Here is a 15,779-nt window from a genome sequence, read left to right as displayed (position 1 = left end):
GGGTTCACGGTGTCGTGCGGGGTGCCACGAAGGCCGTGAGACCGGTGCCGGTCAGGACGAGGGGGCGCCAGTGGCGGGCGTAGGCCGGGGCCGGGCTGCCCCGGGTGACCAGCACCGCGACGGACTCGCGCCGGGCCCGTTCCTTGAGGGCGGCCAGGGTGATGGAGCGGTTGTTGCCCCCGAGGTTCGCGGAGGCGCAACGGGCGGCGTAGCCGATGGGCGGCGCCTGGGTTCCGGTGACGAGACACGGCTCCCGAAGGCCGCCCTTCCTGAGCTGGGCGGCGGCCAGGAGGTAACGGCGTGTGGTGCGCTCGGACCCGCGCAGGTTGTGCGCGAAGACCGCGAACTGCTCCCCCATGTGCGCGCCGAGCAGCAGACAGAGCACGGTGAGCGTGAGGTAGGACCGCCCGCGTCGGGGACGCAGGCGGGCGCGGGCCGCGATGTCGGTCAGCAGCCCGGCGACGGGCAGCGCGGCCAGTGCGTACGCGGGCAGCAGGAAGCGGGGCGCCGCGTACGGCAGCGTGAAGAGGTAGGGCACGCTCAGGCTCACGGCGCAGAGGGTCGGGAGCCAGGTGGCGGTGCGCCGGTACGCCGGAGCGGTGAGGCACGCCGCGATCAGGAGCGGGGGCAGCGCGAGCCACCACAGGGTCGGGGCGAGAGCGGGCGGAGGGACGGTGCAGGGGCGGCACAGCAGAGGTCCGTCGAGGCTGCGCCAGAGAGCACCCCCGGCCCAGCGCAGCCTCATCCCGCCCTCGGTGGCGCTGGACACGTCGAGCCGGCGGAGGACCCCGCCCCACCGCACGTACGCCTCGACGACCCACTGGAGGGCACCGGCCGCGAGGCCGCCGACGACCGCGGCGAGGAGCGGCGGACGGCGAAGGGGACGGTGCCGGACACACGCGGCCAGCAGCGGCAGGGCGAGCCAGACGCCGTCGGACAGTCTCATCAGCGTGGCGACGGCCACGGCCAGGAAGACCCCCGCCAGCGCGCGCCGCTTACCCCCTGGCGAGCGCTGGAGGCAGGCGGTCGCCGCCACGGCGCACAGGCCCACCCAGAGGTTGGGCATCGCCTGGGAGCCGTAGAGCTGGGTCGTCCACAGCCCGGCGAACAGCGCGGCGGCCAGGGCGCGGCGCACGGGGCCGATCAGCGGACGCCAGAGGTCGAAGGCGCCGTACAGGGCTGCCGCCGACAGCAGCGCGAGCCAGGCGCGCAGGACGGGTACGGAGCCGGTGACGGCCAGGACGGGCGCGGTCAGCAAGCCGATGCCCCGGGAGCGCGGGGCGCTGAAGTAGGCGGCCGGGATGCGCGGGTCCACCTGGGAGACGTAGACCGACTCGTCCCAGCCGAGGTTCAGCCGGGGCAGCACCAGGACCAGTTGGACGAGCAGCCAGGCCGCGGCGACCAGCAGGAGCCAGGGGAACCTGCGGGGCGCGGGGCCGGGTTCGGCGCGGACGCCGTGGACGGTCCCGGCGGTCCGGACGCGCACGGTCATCTGGGCCTCCTTTCCTGACGGGTCGTCGGCACACGCGCTCACCTCAGGGCCGGACCGGTCCGTTCCGCGCGCCGGTGCCATCGTCCGCCGGAACGGCCTTCGCCGCGCGTCGGCGTACTCCCAGGCGGCGCAGCGCCCCGGCGGCACGGCCGCGCCACAGGGCGCGCCGGCGCTCGCGGGCCCGGGAGCGGCGCGTGGCGTCCAGCTCGTCGAAGAGGGCTTCGTAGGCACCGGCGACGACCGCGGGCTCGTACTGCTCGGCGGAGCGCATTGCGGCGTCGCCCATGCGGCGCCGGAGGCCGGGGTTCTCCACCAGTTCGAGGAGTGCGGCGGCCAGGGCGTCGCGGTCGCCGACGGGGACGAGACGGCCGTCGACGCCGTCCGTGATGATCTCGCCGGGTCCCAGGGGGCAGTCCGTGCTGACGACCGGGACGCCGCAGCGCATGGCCTCGACGATCGTCATGCCGAACGACTCCGCCTCGGAGGCGACCGCGACGACGGAGGCCGCCGCGAACTCGTTCTCGATGGGGGCGCGGAATCCCATCAGCCGGGCTCGTCCACCGAGGTCGCGCTCCTCGATGAGCTGCCGCAGACGCTCTTCCTCTGCGCCGTGGCCGTAGATGCGCAGACTCCAGTCGGGGTGCTTGTCGGCGACGACGGCGAACGCCTCGACGAGCAGGTCGAATCGTTTCGCCCGAACCAGCCGCCCGGCCGTGGCGATGACCTTCCCCTCGCCGTCCGACGGTTCCACGGACGGTCGGGGAACGCTGTTGGGGACGGCGGCGACGCGGACGCCGGGAAGACGCATCCGCTGCTCGTAGACGCGCGCGTCGGCCTTCGTGGTGGTGACCACGGCGTCGAGCGCACGGTAGTTGCGCCCCAGAACGGCCCGCAGTCTCTTGCTGTGGGCGTCGTGGGTGAGGTGTTCCTGGGCGATGCGCAGCGCCTTCGGCGAGCCGAATTCCCGCAGATAGACGTTGATGCCGGGCCGCGTCCCGATGATCACGTCGGCGTCGCAGTCCCGGAGGTACCGCTCGGCGCGCAGATCGGTCAGCCGGCTGTACTGCCCGTAGCGCTTCTCCTCCTTGGGGAACACCTCGGCGGGCCGGCCGATCAGCGGGTCGCTCAGGTCGTCGGAGCCCGTCCGCCGGTCCACCAGCGGGGTCACCGTGATGCGGGGATCGATGGCGAAGCGCGGCCTCGTGCGGTGGCGCAGCACGGAGACGATCTCCACGTCATGGCGGTCGGCCAGTGCGGTGGCGAGGTTCAGCGTGGTGCGGATGGTGCCGCCCACGCCGTAGATGTTGTGTATGAGAAAGGTGATCTTCACGGTCTTCCTGCGTTCGGTGCCGGGCACATTTGTCTACACGTCGGTAGACGGAGCCGTGTCGCACCGAGTTGCCTGTCATAGCGAATTCTCAACTTCTCTTTACGTCACACACCGGAACGGTCACCGACCGGCCACGGCTCGAATAGCCGATTTCCCGGTGGCGTCCAGATTTCACCGCCCGCCATTCAGGTTGTGATCAGGTTCACGCGAACAGACGGAAACACCTGCACCACAAGTCATAAAGCCCTGGCAAAAGGCCCTGGGTAAAAGGTGGTCGAGCGTGCGAAGGTGCCGGTCATGAGCACAGAGCACGTCCTCGGTCACCGGCCCCCCTCCCCGGTCCGCGCCCGCATCGCCGAGAGCGCGAACAAAGTTCCCGAGGTCACCGTCTATTTCTGGATCGTCAAGGTCCTCACCACCGGCATGGGCGAAACCGCGTCCGACTTTCTGGCCCACCTGCTCGGGCCGATACCGGCGGTGGCACTCGGCGGCCTCGCCTTCGCGGCGTCCCTCGTCCTGCAATTCGCCGTGCGCCGGTATGTGGCCTGGATCTACTGGACGGCCATCGTGATGGTCAGCGTGTTCGGCACGATGACCGCCGACGTCCTCCACGTCGCCCTGGGTGTCCCCTACACCCTCTCCACGCCCCTCTTCGTCGTCGCCCTGGGCGCCGTCTTCGCCCTCTGGTACGCGAGCGAGCGGACCCTGTCGATCCACGCCGTCCGGACCCGCCGCCGCGAGACCTTCTACTGGGCCGCCGTCCTCGCCACCTTCGCCCTGGGCACCGCGGCCGGGGACCTCACGGCATCCTGCGGTCTGGGCTACCTCGGCTCGATCGCGCTGTTCGCCGTGGCGATCTCGGTCCCCGCCGTCGCCCACCGCACGGGTCTGCTCGGCGCGGTGACCGCGTTCTGGGCCGCGTACGTCCTGACCCGTCCCCTCGGCGCGTCGATCGCCGACTGGATGGCCGCGTCCCGGGTCCACGGCGGGCTCGGGTGGGGAGCCGGCCCGGTCACCCTGTACTGGACGGTGGCCATTCTCGGCTTCGTGGGCTATCTGACCGTGTCGCGCCGGGACACCGAAACACCGCAGGCAGTCTGATCATCCGCCCGGTACGCGTGTTCAGGACGCGTTCAGGCGGCCCGTGTCACGGTCGGTGATCCCGGCCGCCGTCCCCGTGCGGCCGGTTCCTCTCGGCAGGGTGCTCGCCGGACGGCTCGGCGCCCTGTCGTACGACCGTACGGGAGCAGGCACATGGAGCAGCCGGAGGTCCTCACCGACCTCGACGTGGCGGGCACGTCGGCGAGGACGCCCAGGACGACCGGGCCGGTGATGAAGAAACTGCCCGAGGTCACGCTCGCCTTCTGGATCATGAAGATCGCCGCGACGACCCTGGGGGAAACGGCGGGCGATCTCTTCTCACAGACCCTGAGACTCGGGTACTTCCTCACCACGATCGCCCTGTTCTCGCTCTTCGTGGTGACCTTGGTGATGCAGTTGCGGTCCAGCCGCTACCACCCCTTCTTCTACTGGACCGTGATCCTGTCGACCAGCATGGCCGGCACCACGATGTCCGACTTCATGAACCGCGACGCGAGCGCCAAGTACCTTGCGGGCGGCGCCACTTCGCTCGGCTGGGGTCCGCAGGGACTCGGCCTGGGCTATCCGGCGGGCGCGGCGATCCTGATCTCGGTGCTCGTGGCGATCTTCGCGCTCTGGAAGCTGAGCGGGATGACGTTCCAGATCCGCGACATCGTCAGCCTCCGCGGCGAGGCGCTGTTCTGGTCCGCGATCCTGGTGTCCAACACGCTGGGCACCTCGATGGGCGACTTCCTGTCGGACAGCTCCGGCCTCGGCTACGCCGGTGGCGCGCTGCTGGTGACCGGGCTGCTCGCGGTGCTCGTCGCGCTGATGAAGGCGCCCATGGTGTCGAACGTGCTGCTCTTCTGGATCGCCTTCGTCCTCACCCGCCCGCTCGGCGCGACCGCGGGCGACTTCCTCACCAAGCCGGTCGCCAAGGGCGGTCTGGATCTCGGGACGGCGGGTTCCTCCGCCGTACTCCTCACCATCCTGTTCGGAATGATGGCGTGGGCCCAACTGCGGGAGCGCAAGGAGCGGTCCGCCGAGCCGGAGACGGTCACCCGGCGGGCAGCGTGACCGTGAAGACGGCCCCGGCCGGGTGCCCCGGGGCGTAGGTCACCTCGCCGCCGACGCCCCGGGCCAGCCGGCGGGCGAGCGGCAGGCCGAGACCGGCGCCGTCGTGTCCGTCGTCCGGCTCGGCGCGCTGCCCGGGCTGGAACAGCTCGCCGAGGAACGCCTGCGGCACACCGGGCCCGTCGTCCGCGACGTCGATCCGCACGACGCGGGACACCTGGTCGGCGGACACGGTCACCGTCACACCGGTGCGGGCGTAGCGGACGGCGTTGGCGAGCAGCGGGCTGACGGCGCGTTCGAGGAGCGCGGCCGCGACTCCCGCGTGAAGCACCGGAACCCCGGCCCGCAGGTCGGTCCCCACCCCCTGCGGTGGGTCGAGGCGCCGGAGCAGCCGCTCCAGGACCGGCACGACGTCGGTCGTACCGGGCACCGTCGCCGGATCGAGCGCGCTCTCCCGGGCGTCCCGCAGGAGCGTGTCGCAGATCGCGCGCATGGACCGGGCGGCGTCCGCCATCGCGTCGTGTGCGGACCGGGTCTCCTCGGCGGTGCGGGGGCGGGCCCGCCACCAGTCGAGTTCGACGATGATCCGGGTGAGTGGTGTGCGCAGTTCGTGCGACAGCTCGCCGGTGAGCTGCCGCTCGTGTCGCAGCAGGGTCCGTATCCGGTCGAGCAGGGCGTCCAACGAGGCGCCCAGGCGCGCGAGTTCGACCGGCTGGTCCAGGTCGCCGAAGCGGTCGGCGGCGCCGGTGACGCTGCGGAGGGTCGCCTGGTCGGTCATCGTTCGCACCGGCCGGAGCGCCCGGCCGACGGAGAGGCGGGTGAGCACGTAGGTGCACGCGAGCATCACGCCGTCCAGCAGGAGCGAGCCCAGCAGCAGGGTGTCGACGGAGTTCCGGTACGGGCCGAGGTCCAGGGCGGTGACGACGGTGGCGGTCGTGCCGTCCACGGCCAGTGAGCACAGCCGGACGGGCTCGCGGCCCCGCGCGGTCGTGCAGGCGGTCGTCCGTCGCCGGGCCAGCCCGTCGGCGGCCCGGGTCAGCGGGCCGTCGGCCGAGGCGCCCTGCGCCTTTTCCAGGAGCCGTCCGCCCGCGTAGATCCACGCGTCGGTGTCGAGGACGCGGTCGTCGGCGGTCTCGACGACGCGTACCCGCGCGCCGCCGGTGTCGACGGTCGCGGCCACGGCGGCCGCGCGGTCGCGGAGTTCGTCGTCGGCCTGGTGGCGCAGATGCAGGTCCATCACCGCGTTGAAGGCCACGGTCAGGACGGTCACCAGCAGGGCGGCGACGGCGAGGGCCGCCAGGGAGAGCCGTCCCCGCAGGGTGCGCGGGGCGAGGCGGCGCAGGAGGGCGTTCACGACAGGCGGTGTCCGACACCGCGTGCGGTGCCGACCCTCAGTCCGCTGCCCGCCTCGCGCAGTTTGCGGCGCAGCCGGGTCAGGTACTGGTCGAGGGTGTTGTCGCTCACGTGGGCCCCCTCGGGCCATCCGGCGCGGACGAGGTCCCGGCGGCGCACGAGGGTGCCGTTCGCCGCGACGAGCACGGCCAGGAGCCGGAACTCCGTCGGGGACAGCGCGACCGGGCGGCCGTGGACTCTCATGTGGTGGTGCACGGCGTCCAGGACCAGGTCGCCGGTCGCGGCGAGGGGCGGTGAGGCGGCGCGTTTGAGCGCCGCCCGCAGCCGGGCGACCAGTTCGGCCAGATGGAACGGCTTGGCGAGGTAGTCGTCGCCTCCGGCGGAGAACCCCGAGAGCCGGTCGGTGAGCCCGTGGCGGGCGGTGAGGAACACGACCGGGGCGCGGAACCCGTTCGCGCGCAGGGCGTGGCACACGTCCCGGCCGTCCGCGTCGGGCAGTCCGATGTCCAGGACGGCCGCGGCGATGTCGGCGGTGGCCAGCCGCAGGGCGCTCGCCCCGTCGGCGGCGGGAACGGGCGTGAAGTCCTCGTCGAGCAGACCGCGGCGCAGCGCGTCCCGCAGCGCGTGGTCGTCCTCCACGATCAGGATCCTGGGGTGCATGGTCCTTCCTCGGCCGGGATCCGGTGCCGCCGGTGCCCGGCAAGACGGCGGTTCGACGCGGTTCACGGTGTCAGCAGGAAGGCACCGAGGCGGCTCGTCGTGAGCCGGCCCGCCACGGCGGCGGACCGGCGGCGCAGGGCGCGCATCGCGAGCACCGCGACCAGGGCGCCGACCAGCATCCCGGCCAGGACGTCGTGCGGGTAGTGCACGCCGACCCAGATCCGGGAGGCGCCCATCGCGAGCGCGGCGACGACCGCGACAGCTCCGAGCCGCCGGGAGACGAACAGCAGGGCGACGGCCGCCGAGGCCGCGATCACCGCGTGGTTGCTGGGGAACGACCAGTCGCCCGGCGCGGGACACGCCTCCAGCGTCCGCACGTGCAGGGTCCGGCAGGGGCGGTCCTCCCGTACGACCGACTTCAGCCCCATGTCGAGGCAGTACGCCACCACCGTGACGACTGGCACCGCCAGCGCCAGACCCGCGGCACCGGCGCCGGCGCGCCGGGCCCGCCACCAGGCGACGACCATGAGCAGGGCGAACACGGCGAGCCCGTACGAGGACCAGGCTGAGATGATGTCGTCCAGCCCTCCGGGCGCGTGCCGCGCCAGGCTCACGACGTGTTCGTATGCGGCGCCGTCGATGGGCGAGCCGTCGTAGGTCGGGGTCACGTGTTCCCTCTGGTGCTGCGGGCCATTGCGTCTACAATTTTGTAGACATCACGGCACTGTAGACGACCGATCGCCGGGGAGGGTTCCGCGACAGCCGGGACCCGTGGAATGTCGCCCTAACCTTGTCCCCAGCGGGTACGGCGGGTGGTCTAGCGGAAGAGGTCGACACCATGACCGACATGGAGGGCGAGCGCAGAGCCGCCGGCGAGCTGGAGGCGAGCGTGCTGGGGGCCCTGTGGGCCGCGGGACGCCCCCTGTCGGCGGCGGAGGTGCGCGCGGCGATGCCCCAGGAGCTGGCGCGCACCACGGTGGCGACGCTGCTGGCGCGGCTGCACGAGAAGGGCGCGGTGGGCCGCAGTCCGGGCAAGCGCGGCTTCGTGTACTTCGCCACCGAGGACGCGCACGGTCTGACCGCCCGCCGTATGCACCACGAGCTGGACCAGGGCGCCGACCGCAGTGTGGTACTGGCCCGCTTCGTCGAAGGGCTCAGCCCCGACGACGAGGCGGAGCTGCGACGCCTGCTGGAGGGCGGCGACCAGTGATCGTCCTGCTCCTCGTCCCGCTGGCGGTGCCCTGGTGCCTGCCGTTCCTGGCGCGGCGGACGGTCCAGCGGGTACGGCCCGAGCGGGCGCTGTGGACGATCACCGCCGCGACCGTCGCGCTGGCGGTCGGCAGCGTGACGAGCCTCGGCGTCCTGCTGCTGCCCCTCGCGCTCACGCTGGCGCCGCTGGCCTCGCTCGCCCACCTCGTCCACCCGCTCCAGGCGGGCCCCAGGGCGCTGGTGCTCGGCGCCTCGGCCCTGGCCGCCGGCGCGCTGGCCTGGGCCGCCTGCACGATCTCGCGGCGCACGGTCGCGGAGGCGGCGCGCGTCCGCACCGTCCGGCGCCGCGTCGCGGGGCTCCCGGACGCCGGGGGCCTGTGCGTGCTGGACGATCCGCGGCCGGACGCGTTCGCGCTGCCCGGGGGCCCGTGGGGAACGGACCGGATCGTGGTGACCACCGGGATGCTGCGGGCCCTCGGCCCGCTCGAACGCGAGGCTCTGCTCGCGCACGAACGCGCCCACCTCACCGCCCGCCACCATCGCTTCCTGGCCGCCGCCCACCTCGCCGGCTGGTGCCATCCCGCCCTGGCCGCGGTCACGCCGTGCGTCACCCTCGCCGCCGAACGGGCCGCCGACGAGATGGCCGCCCGCCACTGCGGCAACCGCAGGCTGACCGCCCAGGCCGTGGGCCGCGCGGCACTGGCGACGAACCACGCCCTCGCCCGCACCGGCCTCGTTGCCGGTGCCACGGACGGCCCCGTCCCCCTCCGTGTCAAGGCTCTCCTCACCCGCGCCCCCGCCCGCACCATGGTCCCCGCCGTCCTGGCGATGGCCCTCCTGTGCTCCACCGCCGGACTCTCCTCACTGGCGGGGGCGGTGTGGCTGCATCACGGGGTGGAGGTGGCCCAGGGCGAGGAGCCGCCGGGCTGAGCGGTGCGCGCCGTGGACGACTCGGGCGGCCGCAGGCCCCGGGTCTGTCGCACCGTCGGCGGTGCGGCGGCACAGTTCAACGGCGAAACCGGCGCCCCTGGAGCCGGTCGGCGGCAAGGAGGATCTCCTCGACCGTGCCGAACGGCGTGAAGACCCAGAACCGAGCGATGAGGCGCCCCTCGCGGTGCACGAGCAGCAACTCGTCCTCGACGACAAGGCGGAGGGCGGCCCACGGGTGGCTCCAGCGCAGGACGTCGTCGTCCCAGTGCTGGAGGCCGAGGTTGGTCGTCCGGAGCATCAGCGGTGACTCCTCACGCTCCGGGGAACTCTTCGGCCGGTCGAACGGAAGGAACACCTTGTACTCGGTGAGCGCGTACTCGCCCTCCGCGAGCCCCTCGTCGCGCAAGGCGGCCACCCGGCCCGTCTCGGCGCCCTTGCGGGCCTGCTTGACACCGAACAGAGCGGTGAACACCACGGTCGCCCCCACCCCCCACCAGAGCCCGAACAGCCCCGAGGCGTTCTCGTACAGCTCCAGCGTCGGAGGCAGAACGGTGGCCAGGCTCGCCGCGACATATGCGCCCCTCTGCCGCCGCATCCGCCGCCGAGCCGCGTCCTCGCCCGCCCCACCAGCCACCACAGGTCCCCCTGATTCCATCTTCGCGCATGGCAGGGGACGAGGATTCACCCGGTGGCGGTTGCAGGCGGCGGGAACGGCCGAGAGCCGGTTCCGGATGTCTCCGCAACCGGCTCCGGACCGCGACTCTCACGAATCGGGACGACAGGGCTCGAACCGGTGACCCCTTTGACTCCCGGATGCAGGGGTTGACCATTTCGCCCGCAGTCCGAAGACCCTCGGCCCCCACAACGGCCCTCCCTGCACCTCCGGATCGAGAACGGCGCGGACGAAGGAGGATGGACGGTCATCGGGCCCGTCGCCTACAGTCCCGCTGCGAATGATCAGTCTCATCCGCGTCCCACCACCTGAGACGACGTCACATCGACAAGGGGAACCCCGCTGATGAGCACCGATCCGGAGCGCACACTGCACCACGCGCTGGACGTCACGGCGGACGACGCGTGGGCGATCATGGATTTTCTGATGCCGCGTCTGAAATCGCTGGAGCGCCTTCACGAGGGTGACACGGAGGAGCACCGCACGGCCGCGGCTCTCGCTGAGGCCGTGGCCGTCCTCGTGCTGGCGCTCGTCTCGGAGATCCTCGGCCCGCCGAGAGGTCGTTGCCGCGACCGCTCCGCACCGGCACTCGCTCCCAGCCCCCCACCGACGGAGGACGAGCGGCTCGCCAAGGAGAAGCGGCGACTCACCATGATCGCGGAGTACTGGAACCAACTGTGCGGCATCGTTCGCCCCTGGCGTGAGAGCGACGGCTACGACCGGGCCCGATGGCACAGGGTGACCTTCCTGGACGCGGCCGCGGAGGCGGAATACCACCGGCTCGCCGCCGAAGCCGGCCTCCGGTCGGCCGAGTGGCCGTGAATATCGCGATGTCCGTCACGGAACTGCGGCCAGAGCCGTTTTCACGACTCGGTCCGCGGTACAGCGTTCCCGTTCAGAAGGACCGGTAGGTCCCGTCGGGGTCGTCGTGAGCCCATGCCGCGTACTCCTCGAAGCCCAGGTTGCCGATGCTCAGGTTCGCGTGGACGTCATGGACCGCTGCGGGAACGGTGCGGAACTCGCGACCGAACTCGATCAGCTGTTCGTAGTCCTCATCGTCCTCGCACTCCTCCCGCGTCAGCGTGGTGACCGCCAGCAGCGCGTGGTTCTCGGCCCACATGGTTGTACCGTCGGCGAGAAAGACAACCGCCAGGTCGTCGTCACCGCAGACCGCCGCCAGCACTTCGTCGACGGTTGCGGCCGCCCAGACCGGATCGTCGACGAAGTGGACGTGCGCCTCGTACTGCCTGCCTCCCCCGGGCTCCGCCAACGCCGCCACGACGTTCCGCCACGCCTGGTCGTCGCGGTAGTCGGTCCTGACGACCAGGGCATCGAACCCATCAGGCCTGGTGACGACGGGCAACGCTCTCATGGAGGTCTTTCTCCCCTTACCTCGCCCAGTACTTCGGTGAAGCGGGCGTTGTGTGAGGTGCCTTGAGCGGCACCAGGACGCCGGGGGGCGGCGGTCGGGAACGGAGACCAGCGGTTCGTCGAGGTCGGAAAAAGGCAGCGCCGGAAGGATGGCTCAGGAGGCGGACGGTTCGGTCTCCCCCGCAAAGACGATGACCTGGTCGATGAGGCTCCGCCGCAGATGGACGACGTCCGTTCCCGCCAGGCGGGGACCTCCGTCCGGCGTGGTGAAGACCCACTGGTACCGGGCCCACTCGTCAGGCATGTCCACCGCCGAGCAGCGCACCATCGTGCCGGTCCCCGCCGGGTGGCGCCGGATGTCCAGCACGAACCGCTCGACCGCCGCGATTCCCTCACTGCGGCCCAACGGCCCCCAGAAGATCACGTCCGAGGTCAGAGCCTGGGAGAGCAGAGCAGTCACATAGCTCTCGTCCGAGGCGTTGAACGCGGAGATGAACGTGTCGATCGCGGAGCGTGCAATCTCTTCCTGCATGTCCCAGTAATACCAGCCGCTTCACACGCGCTTGTCCCGTGAGCCGGCTCCGGATCGACTCCTTGACGCAGGCTGCGGAACTGGGCGGCCATGGTCGAGGCCGGGGCCCTTCGCCGTTCAGCAGCAGCCGCGGCAGACGGTGACAGTGGCCTGGGCGTTCGCGACACCCCGACGACGCTGAACGAGCCCGCCGTCGCCGACTGAGAACTCCCAACAAGACGATCTTCGAGGCGGTTGGATCGCTCCGGACCGATGATCCGGAGGTGCGGGGTGGCTCGGCGGCGGCTGTGGGATGTCGTTGACGAGCTGCGGCGGGTGATCGAGCCGGTGTTGCTCCTGCCGCACCGCCGGATCGCCTGGAGCCTCGAAGGCACGAGGTCCTCCTCGCCGAGCTCCGCGGCGCGAGTGCCCCGGACTTCTCCCGCACGGCGGCCGGCGGACACCAGCTGATCACCGACGCGACCGGCATCCCAATCGCGCTGGCCCCCGACTGGTCCCGAAAACGGCCGAGGGCCAGTTTCAGATTTCCCTGAAACCGGCCCTGAGCTGCGACTCTCACGAGTCGGGACGACAGGATTTGAACCTGCGACCCCTTGACCCCCAGTCAAGTGCGCTACCAAGCTGCGCCACGTCCCGATGCCGTTTGACCTGGGGTTTCCCCGGTCGCAACGTGCAGGGAAACAATACCGCACTCGGGTCGGTGGTCGCGCATCCGTAAACGGTTGACCTCAAGTCCGGTCGAGGTTGCACGATCGACGGTATGACGATCACCGCGAACGACCACCGTCCCGGCCGTCGGTCCGACGGCACCCCCGACGAGGCCCCCGGCACCTATGCCGACCTGCCTGGACTGATGGGGCTCATGACCGGCGACGAGAAGCACGGTCCGGCCGCCACCTCCACGCTGGACGTGCTGTGGGTGCTCTACGACCGGGTGCTGCGCATCACGCCGGAGCGGCAGGACGACCCCCGGCGGGACCGGTTCCTGCTGAGCAAGGGGCACGGCCCGATGGCGTACTACGCCGTCCTCGCCGCGAAGGGCTTCGTCCCCGTGGAGTGGCTGCCCGGTTTCGGCGGCTACGACTCGCCGCTCGGCCACCACCCCGACCGCGTGCTGGTGCCGGGCGCCGAGATCGGCAGCGGCTCGCTCGGGCACGGGCTGCCGATCGGCGTCGGCACAGCGCTCGGGCTGCGCGCGCAGGGTCTGCACGACCCTGCCGTGTGGGTGCTGACCGGGGACGCCGAGCTGGACGAGGGCAGCAACCACGAGGCCATCGCCTTCGCCGGGCCCGCCGGTCTCGACCGGCTGCACACGGTCGTCGTGGACAACTCCTCCGCCAGTCACGCGCGCCCCGGCGGGATAGCCGCCCGCTTCGAGGCGGCCGGCTGGTCCGCCGTGACCGTGGACGGGCGGGACCACGAGGCCCTGTACGCCGCCTTCACCGCCCCGCACCCCGGCCGCCCCCATGTGGTCGTGGCCCGTGTCGAGCCGAAGAACGCCTGATCTCCCACCCCCTGAATTCTCACCCCTGATCCCACTCTTGCGCTCACCAGTGGAAAGGCCCCTCCCCATGGAGACCATGCGTGACCGGTTCGCCCCCGTCGCCTCCCGGTTGCTGGAGGAGGACCCGCGTGTCGCGGTCCTGCTCGCGGAGATCGGCAAGGACGGTTTCTCCGAGGCGCTGCGCGCCCACCCCGACCGGGTGATCAACGTCGGCATCCGCGAACAGCTCCTGATCGGCGCCGCCGCCGGACTCGCGCTCACCGGACTCCGCCCGATCGTGCACACCTTCGCCAGCTTCCTCGTGGAGCGGCCCTTCGAGCAGGTCAAGCTGGACCTGGGCCACCAGGACACCGGGGCGGTGCTGGTCAGTGCGGCCGCCTCCTTCGACTGGCCGGCCGGGGGTGTGACCCACATGGCGCCCGGCGACATCGCTCTCCTCGACACCCTGGACGGCTGGACCATGCATGTGCCCGGCCACCCCGACGAGGCGGAGACGCTGCTGCGGCACGCGGTCGCCGCCGGTGACGACAAGGTGTACGTCCGTCTCTCCCTCCAGGCCAACCGCGACCCGCTGCCCGTCGACGGTGAGCACTTCCTCACGGTGCGCGAGGGGCGCGCCGGGGTCGTGCTCGCGGTGGGTCCGATGCTGGACGCCGTGCTCGCCGCGACGCAGGGGCTGGACGTGACCGTGCTCTACGCCACGACGGTGCGGCCCTTCGACGCGGCGGCGCTGCGCCGCGCCACCGGGGCGGCCCGCGCGGACGTGGTCCTCGTGGAGCCGTACCTCGCCGGGACCTCGACGGCGGCCGTCAGCGAGGCTCTGGCCGACGTACCGCACCGGGTGCTCGGCCTCGGCGTGGCCCGCCGCGAGCTGCGCCGGTACGGCACGATCGAGGAGCACGTGGCCGCGCACGGGCTGGACGCGGGGAGCCTGCGGGAGCGGATCGGGGCGTTCCTGGCGCCCGCCCGGGTGTGAGGAGCGGCTCCGAGGGACATGGTCAGCCTGCCTCGGGTGTCGCCAGTTCCGGGTGGGCGTCCAGCAGCCTGGGCGGGGCCGCCTGGCGCCAGGAGTCGGTGAGGATGGCGCGCAGCTCCGCCTCGTCGTCCAGCGCGGCTATCCGGGCCCGCACCCAGGCGAACTGGGCCTCGTGACCGGCGATCCAGAACTTCTCGGGCTCGGCCAGGACCAGTTCGTCCCGCTCCTCCTTGGGGCAGCGCACGGCGAGGGAGGTCTCCTCCTCGGGCAGCGTGGCGAACATCTTCCCGGCCACCCGGAACGTGGGCATGTTCCAGGCGGTCTTCTCCGTCACCTCCGGCAGGGACAGGGCGATCCGGCGTACGTCTTCTGCGTCCGTCATGCCACGCACAGTAAGCCCTGCCACTGACAGTCATCCTGGGAGGCGGGTCGGGCCGCTTGTCGTACAGGCTCGTGGGGCGCGCGGCGCCGATCGTGTGCGTGGCGTGGCCCGGGATGGCGTCGGCCCGGGTCCAGCCCGCCGTGTCGTACAGCCGCTCGGCGGAGGGTGTCCCGCATCCGGGGACACCCTCCCCGGTGTGAGACACGGGCTTACGGACGCGTCACGCGGCCGAGTCCGCGGCCCGTGCCGCGCTGCCCAGGGCGTCGAGGACCGGGCGGATCAGGGGGTGGTCCTCGGCGCCGCGTCGTACGGCCGCGAAGACGCGGCGGGTGGGGGCGACGCCGTCCACGGGGCGTACGACCACGCCCGTGAGGTCCATGCCGCGCAGCGCCGAGCGGGGTACGAGCGCCACGCCCGCGTCCGCGGAGGCGAGGGCGACGACGGCGCGGAAGTCGTCGGAGGAATGCTCCAGGCGGGGGTGGAATCCGGCGCCCTCGCAGGCGAGGACGACCACGTCATGGCAGGGGTTGCCGGGGTACGGGCCGATCCACGGGTCCTTGGCCAGGTCCGCGAGGGGGATGACGGGGGCATCCGCGAGGCGGTGGGTGAGGGGCACGACTGCGTCGAACGGCTCGGCGTACAGCGGGACATGGGTGAGGCGCGGGTCGTCCGCGGGCGGCGCGCCCCGGTACTCGACCGTGACCGCGACGTCCACCTGCCGGTCGAGGAGCATCCGCAGGCTCTCGTCGCCCTCGGCGTCCTGGACGCGGATGCCGATACCGGGAGCGGAGCGGGCGAGCCGGGTCACGGCGGGCGCCACGACCCCGGCGATGCCGGTCGCGAACGCGGCCAGGGTGACGGTGCCGGCCTCCCCCTTGCCGTAGGCGGCCAGCTCGGCCTCGGCACGCTCCAGCTGGGCGAGGACGAGGTTGGTGTGGCCGAGGAGGATCTCCCCGGCGGGGGTGAGCCGTACGCCCTTCGCGGACCGTTCCACCAGGCGGTGACCGGTCTCCTGCTCCAGCGCGGTGAGCTGCTGGGAGACGGCGGAGGGAGTGAGGTAGAGCGCGGCGGCGGCCGCCGTGACCGTCCGGTGGTCGGCGACCGCACGGAGGATGTGGAGCCGCCGAGCCTCGATCATGGGGCCCATTATCGCAAGGGACCACAGGTTTCCGGCCACGCCTCGGGATGAGCCCGGGGTGGGACCACATGTGCC

Annotated in this window: 17 protein-coding genes and 1 tRNA gene; 7 read left to right on the top strand and 11 right to left on the bottom strand. The window is 72.2% G+C overall.

The genetic code is table 11. The annotated features are described in order from the left end of the window. Positions 1–4 precede the first annotated feature (4 nt). Positions 5–1,492: a hypothetical protein gene (locus ACWEEU_RS25730; RefSeq protein WP_451735229.1), complete on the bottom strand. Its 1,488-nt coding sequence runs from the start codon at positions 1,490–1,492 to the stop codon at positions 5–7. Between the two features lie 43 nt (positions 1,493–1,535). Continuing rightward, positions 1,536–2,822, bottom strand: a complete 1,287-nt coding sequence (locus tag ACWEEU_RS25725) for a glycosyltransferase family 4 protein (protein WP_451735227.1) — start codon at positions 2,820–2,822, stop codon at positions 1,536–1,538. A 297-nt stretch (positions 2,823–3,119) separates the two neighbouring features. Here ACWEEU_RS25725 and ACWEEU_RS25720 point away from each other — a divergent pair, with 297 nt between their 5' ends. Both ACWEEU_RS25720 and ACWEEU_RS25715 read left to right on the top strand, forming a co-directional pair. Next, a complete protein-coding gene (locus ACWEEU_RS25720) occupies positions 3,120–3,923 on the top strand; it encodes a COG4705 family protein (protein WP_451735225.1) in 804 nt (267 codons plus the stop codon). Between the two features lie 153 nt (positions 3,924–4,076). Further along, positions 4,077–4,979: a COG4705 family protein gene (locus tag ACWEEU_RS25715; RefSeq protein ID WP_451735223.1), complete on the top strand. Its 903-nt coding sequence runs from the start codon at positions 4,077–4,079 to the stop codon at positions 4,977–4,979. Here the strand turns inward: ACWEEU_RS25715 and ACWEEU_RS25710 are convergent. The 3 genes from ACWEEU_RS25710 to ACWEEU_RS25700 all read right to left on the bottom strand — a co-directional run bounded on the left by ACWEEU_RS25710 (position 4,960) and on the right by ACWEEU_RS25700 (position 7,657). Next, positions 4,960–6,330, bottom strand: coding sequence for a sensor histidine kinase (locus ACWEEU_RS25710; RefSeq protein ID WP_451735221.1), 1,371 nt, complete (start codon positions 6,328–6,330; stop codon positions 4,960–4,962). The two genes, ACWEEU_RS25715 and ACWEEU_RS25710, sit on opposite strands and share 20 nt — an antisense overlap. Then, positions 6,327–6,989, bottom strand: coding sequence for a response regulator transcription factor (locus ACWEEU_RS25705; protein WP_451735219.1), 663 nt, complete (start codon positions 6,987–6,989; stop codon positions 6,327–6,329). The genes ACWEEU_RS25710 and ACWEEU_RS25705 overlap by 4 nt, the downstream gene beginning before the upstream one ends. Positions 6,990–7,051: 62 nt before the next feature. After that, the gene (locus ACWEEU_RS25700; RefSeq protein WP_385746387.1) at positions 7,052–7,657 is read right to left on the bottom strand and encodes a phosphatase PAP2 family protein; all 606 of its coding nucleotides are present in this window, start codon (positions 7,655–7,657) and stop codon (positions 7,052–7,054) included. A 170-nt stretch (positions 7,658–7,827) separates the two neighbouring features. On the opposite strand from ACWEEU_RS25700, the gene ACWEEU_RS25695 reads away from it, so the two are divergent. After that, positions 7,828–8,199: a BlaI/MecI/CopY family transcriptional regulator gene (locus ACWEEU_RS25695; protein WP_385746389.1), complete on the top strand. Its 372-nt coding sequence runs from the start codon at positions 7,828–7,830 to the stop codon at positions 8,197–8,199. Next, the gene (locus ACWEEU_RS25690) at positions 8,196–9,128 is read left to right on the top strand and encodes a M56 family metallopeptidase (protein ID WP_385746391.1); all 933 of its coding nucleotides are present in this window, start codon (positions 8,196–8,198) and stop codon (positions 9,126–9,128) included. Before ACWEEU_RS25695 ends, ACWEEU_RS25690 begins: the two co-directional genes overlap by 4 nt. A gap of 76 nt (positions 9,129–9,204) precedes the next feature. Here ACWEEU_RS25690 and ACWEEU_RS25685 read toward each other — a convergent pair whose 3' ends face one another. Then, positions 9,205–9,762, bottom strand: a complete 558-nt coding sequence (locus ACWEEU_RS25685; RefSeq protein ID WP_451735217.1) for a hypothetical protein — start codon at positions 9,760–9,762, stop codon at positions 9,205–9,207. Positions 9,763–10,146: 384 nt separating this feature from the next. On the opposite strand from ACWEEU_RS25685, the gene ACWEEU_RS25680 reads away from it, so the two are divergent. Continuing rightward, the gene (locus tag ACWEEU_RS25680) at positions 10,147–10,623 is read left to right on the top strand and encodes a hypothetical protein (RefSeq protein ID WP_451735215.1); all 477 of its coding nucleotides are present in this window, start codon (positions 10,147–10,149) and stop codon (positions 10,621–10,623) included. A 73-nt stretch (positions 10,624–10,696) separates the two neighbouring features. Here the strand turns inward: ACWEEU_RS25680 and ACWEEU_RS25675 are convergent, their stop codons facing one another. The 3 genes from ACWEEU_RS25675 to ACWEEU_RS25665 form a co-directional block, all read right to left on the bottom strand. Continuing rightward, complete coding sequence (locus ACWEEU_RS25675) at positions 10,697–11,173, bottom strand: DUF6924 domain-containing protein (RefSeq protein WP_451735213.1); 477 nt, start codon at positions 11,171–11,173, stop codon at positions 10,697–10,699. A gap of 153 nt (positions 11,174–11,326) precedes the next feature. Next, positions 11,327–11,704: a nuclear transport factor 2 family protein gene (locus ACWEEU_RS25670; protein WP_385746398.1), complete on the bottom strand. Its 378-nt coding sequence runs from the start codon at positions 11,702–11,704 to the stop codon at positions 11,327–11,329. A gap of 562 nt (positions 11,705–12,266) precedes the next feature. Beyond that, positions 12,267–12,340: transfer RNA gene (locus ACWEEU_RS25665), tRNA-Pro, on the bottom strand. Positions 12,341–12,557: 217 nt separating this feature from the next. On the opposite strand from ACWEEU_RS25665, the gene ACWEEU_RS25660 reads away from it, so the two are divergent. After that, positions 12,558–13,208, top strand: coding sequence for a transketolase (locus ACWEEU_RS25660; protein ID WP_385746424.1), 651 nt, complete (start codon positions 12,558–12,560; stop codon positions 13,206–13,208). 67 nt (positions 13,209–13,275) lie between these two features. Next, the gene (locus ACWEEU_RS25655) at positions 13,276–14,184 is read left to right on the top strand and encodes a transketolase family protein (protein WP_385746400.1); all 909 of its coding nucleotides are present in this window, start codon (positions 13,276–13,278) and stop codon (positions 14,182–14,184) included. 22 nt (positions 14,185–14,206) lie between these two features. On the opposite strand, the gene ACWEEU_RS25650 is transcribed toward ACWEEU_RS25655, so the two are convergent. After that, entirely contained in the window at positions 14,207–14,566 is a 360-nt protein-coding gene (locus ACWEEU_RS25650; RefSeq protein ID WP_385746402.1) for an MmcQ/YjbR family DNA-binding protein, read from the bottom strand. A gap of 220 nt (positions 14,567–14,786) precedes the next feature. After that, positions 14,787–15,704 (bottom strand): LysR family transcriptional regulator, encoded by a 918-nt coding sequence (locus tag ACWEEU_RS25645; protein WP_385746403.1) that lies wholly within the window; start codon positions 15,702–15,704, stop codon positions 14,787–14,789. Between the last annotated feature and the right edge of the window lie 75 nt (positions 15,705–15,779).

This window comes from Streptomyces sp. NPDC005004 (genome assembly GCF_053600675.1).
The sequence above is the reverse complement of the archived record's forward strand: the minus strand, read 5'-3'. Positions and strand labels throughout refer to the sequence as shown.

Bases quoted from the DNA above. Each gene is read 5' to 3' on its own strand.
- ACWEEU_RS25730 (WP_451735229.1), bottom strand. From the start codon at position 1,492: ATGACCGTGCGCGTCCGGACCGCCGGGACCGTCCACGGCGTCCGCGCC.
- ACWEEU_RS25720 (WP_451735225.1), top strand. From the start codon at position 3,120: ATGAGCACAGAGCACGTCCTCGGTCACCGGCCCCCCTCCCCGGTCCGC.
- ACWEEU_RS25715 (WP_451735223.1), top strand. From the start codon at position 4,077: ATGGAGCAGCCGGAGGTCCTCACCGACCTCGACGTGGCGGGCACGTCG.
- ACWEEU_RS25705 (WP_451735219.1), bottom strand. From the start codon at position 6,989: ATGCACCCCAGGATCCTGATCGTGGAGGACGACCACGCGCTGCGGGAC.
- ACWEEU_RS25695 (WP_385746389.1), top strand. From the start codon at position 7,828: ATGACCGACATGGAGGGCGAGCGCAGAGCCGCCGGCGAGCTGGAGGCG.
- ACWEEU_RS25680 (WP_451735215.1), top strand. From the start codon at position 10,147: ATGAGCACCGATCCGGAGCGCACACTGCACCACGCGCTGGACGTCACG.
- ACWEEU_RS25675 (WP_451735213.1), bottom strand. From the start codon at position 11,173: ATGAGAGCGTTGCCCGTCGTCACCAGGCCTGATGGGTTCGATGCCCTG.
- ACWEEU_RS25670 (WP_385746398.1), bottom strand. From the start codon at position 11,704: ATGCAGGAAGAGATTGCACGCTCCGCGATCGACACGTTCATCTCCGCG.
- ACWEEU_RS25660 (WP_385746424.1), top strand. From the start codon at position 12,558: ATGGGGCTCATGACCGGCGACGAGAAGCACGGTCCGGCCGCCACCTCC.
- ACWEEU_RS25655 (WP_385746400.1), top strand. From the start codon at position 13,276: ATGGAGACCATGCGTGACCGGTTCGCCCCCGTCGCCTCCCGGTTGCTG.
- ACWEEU_RS25650 (WP_385746402.1), bottom strand. From the start codon at position 14,566: ATGACGGACGCAGAAGACGTACGCCGGATCGCCCTGTCCCTGCCGGAG.
- ACWEEU_RS25645 (WP_385746403.1), bottom strand. From the start codon at position 15,704: ATGATCGAGGCTCGGCGGCTCCACATCCTCCGTGCGGTCGCCGACCAC.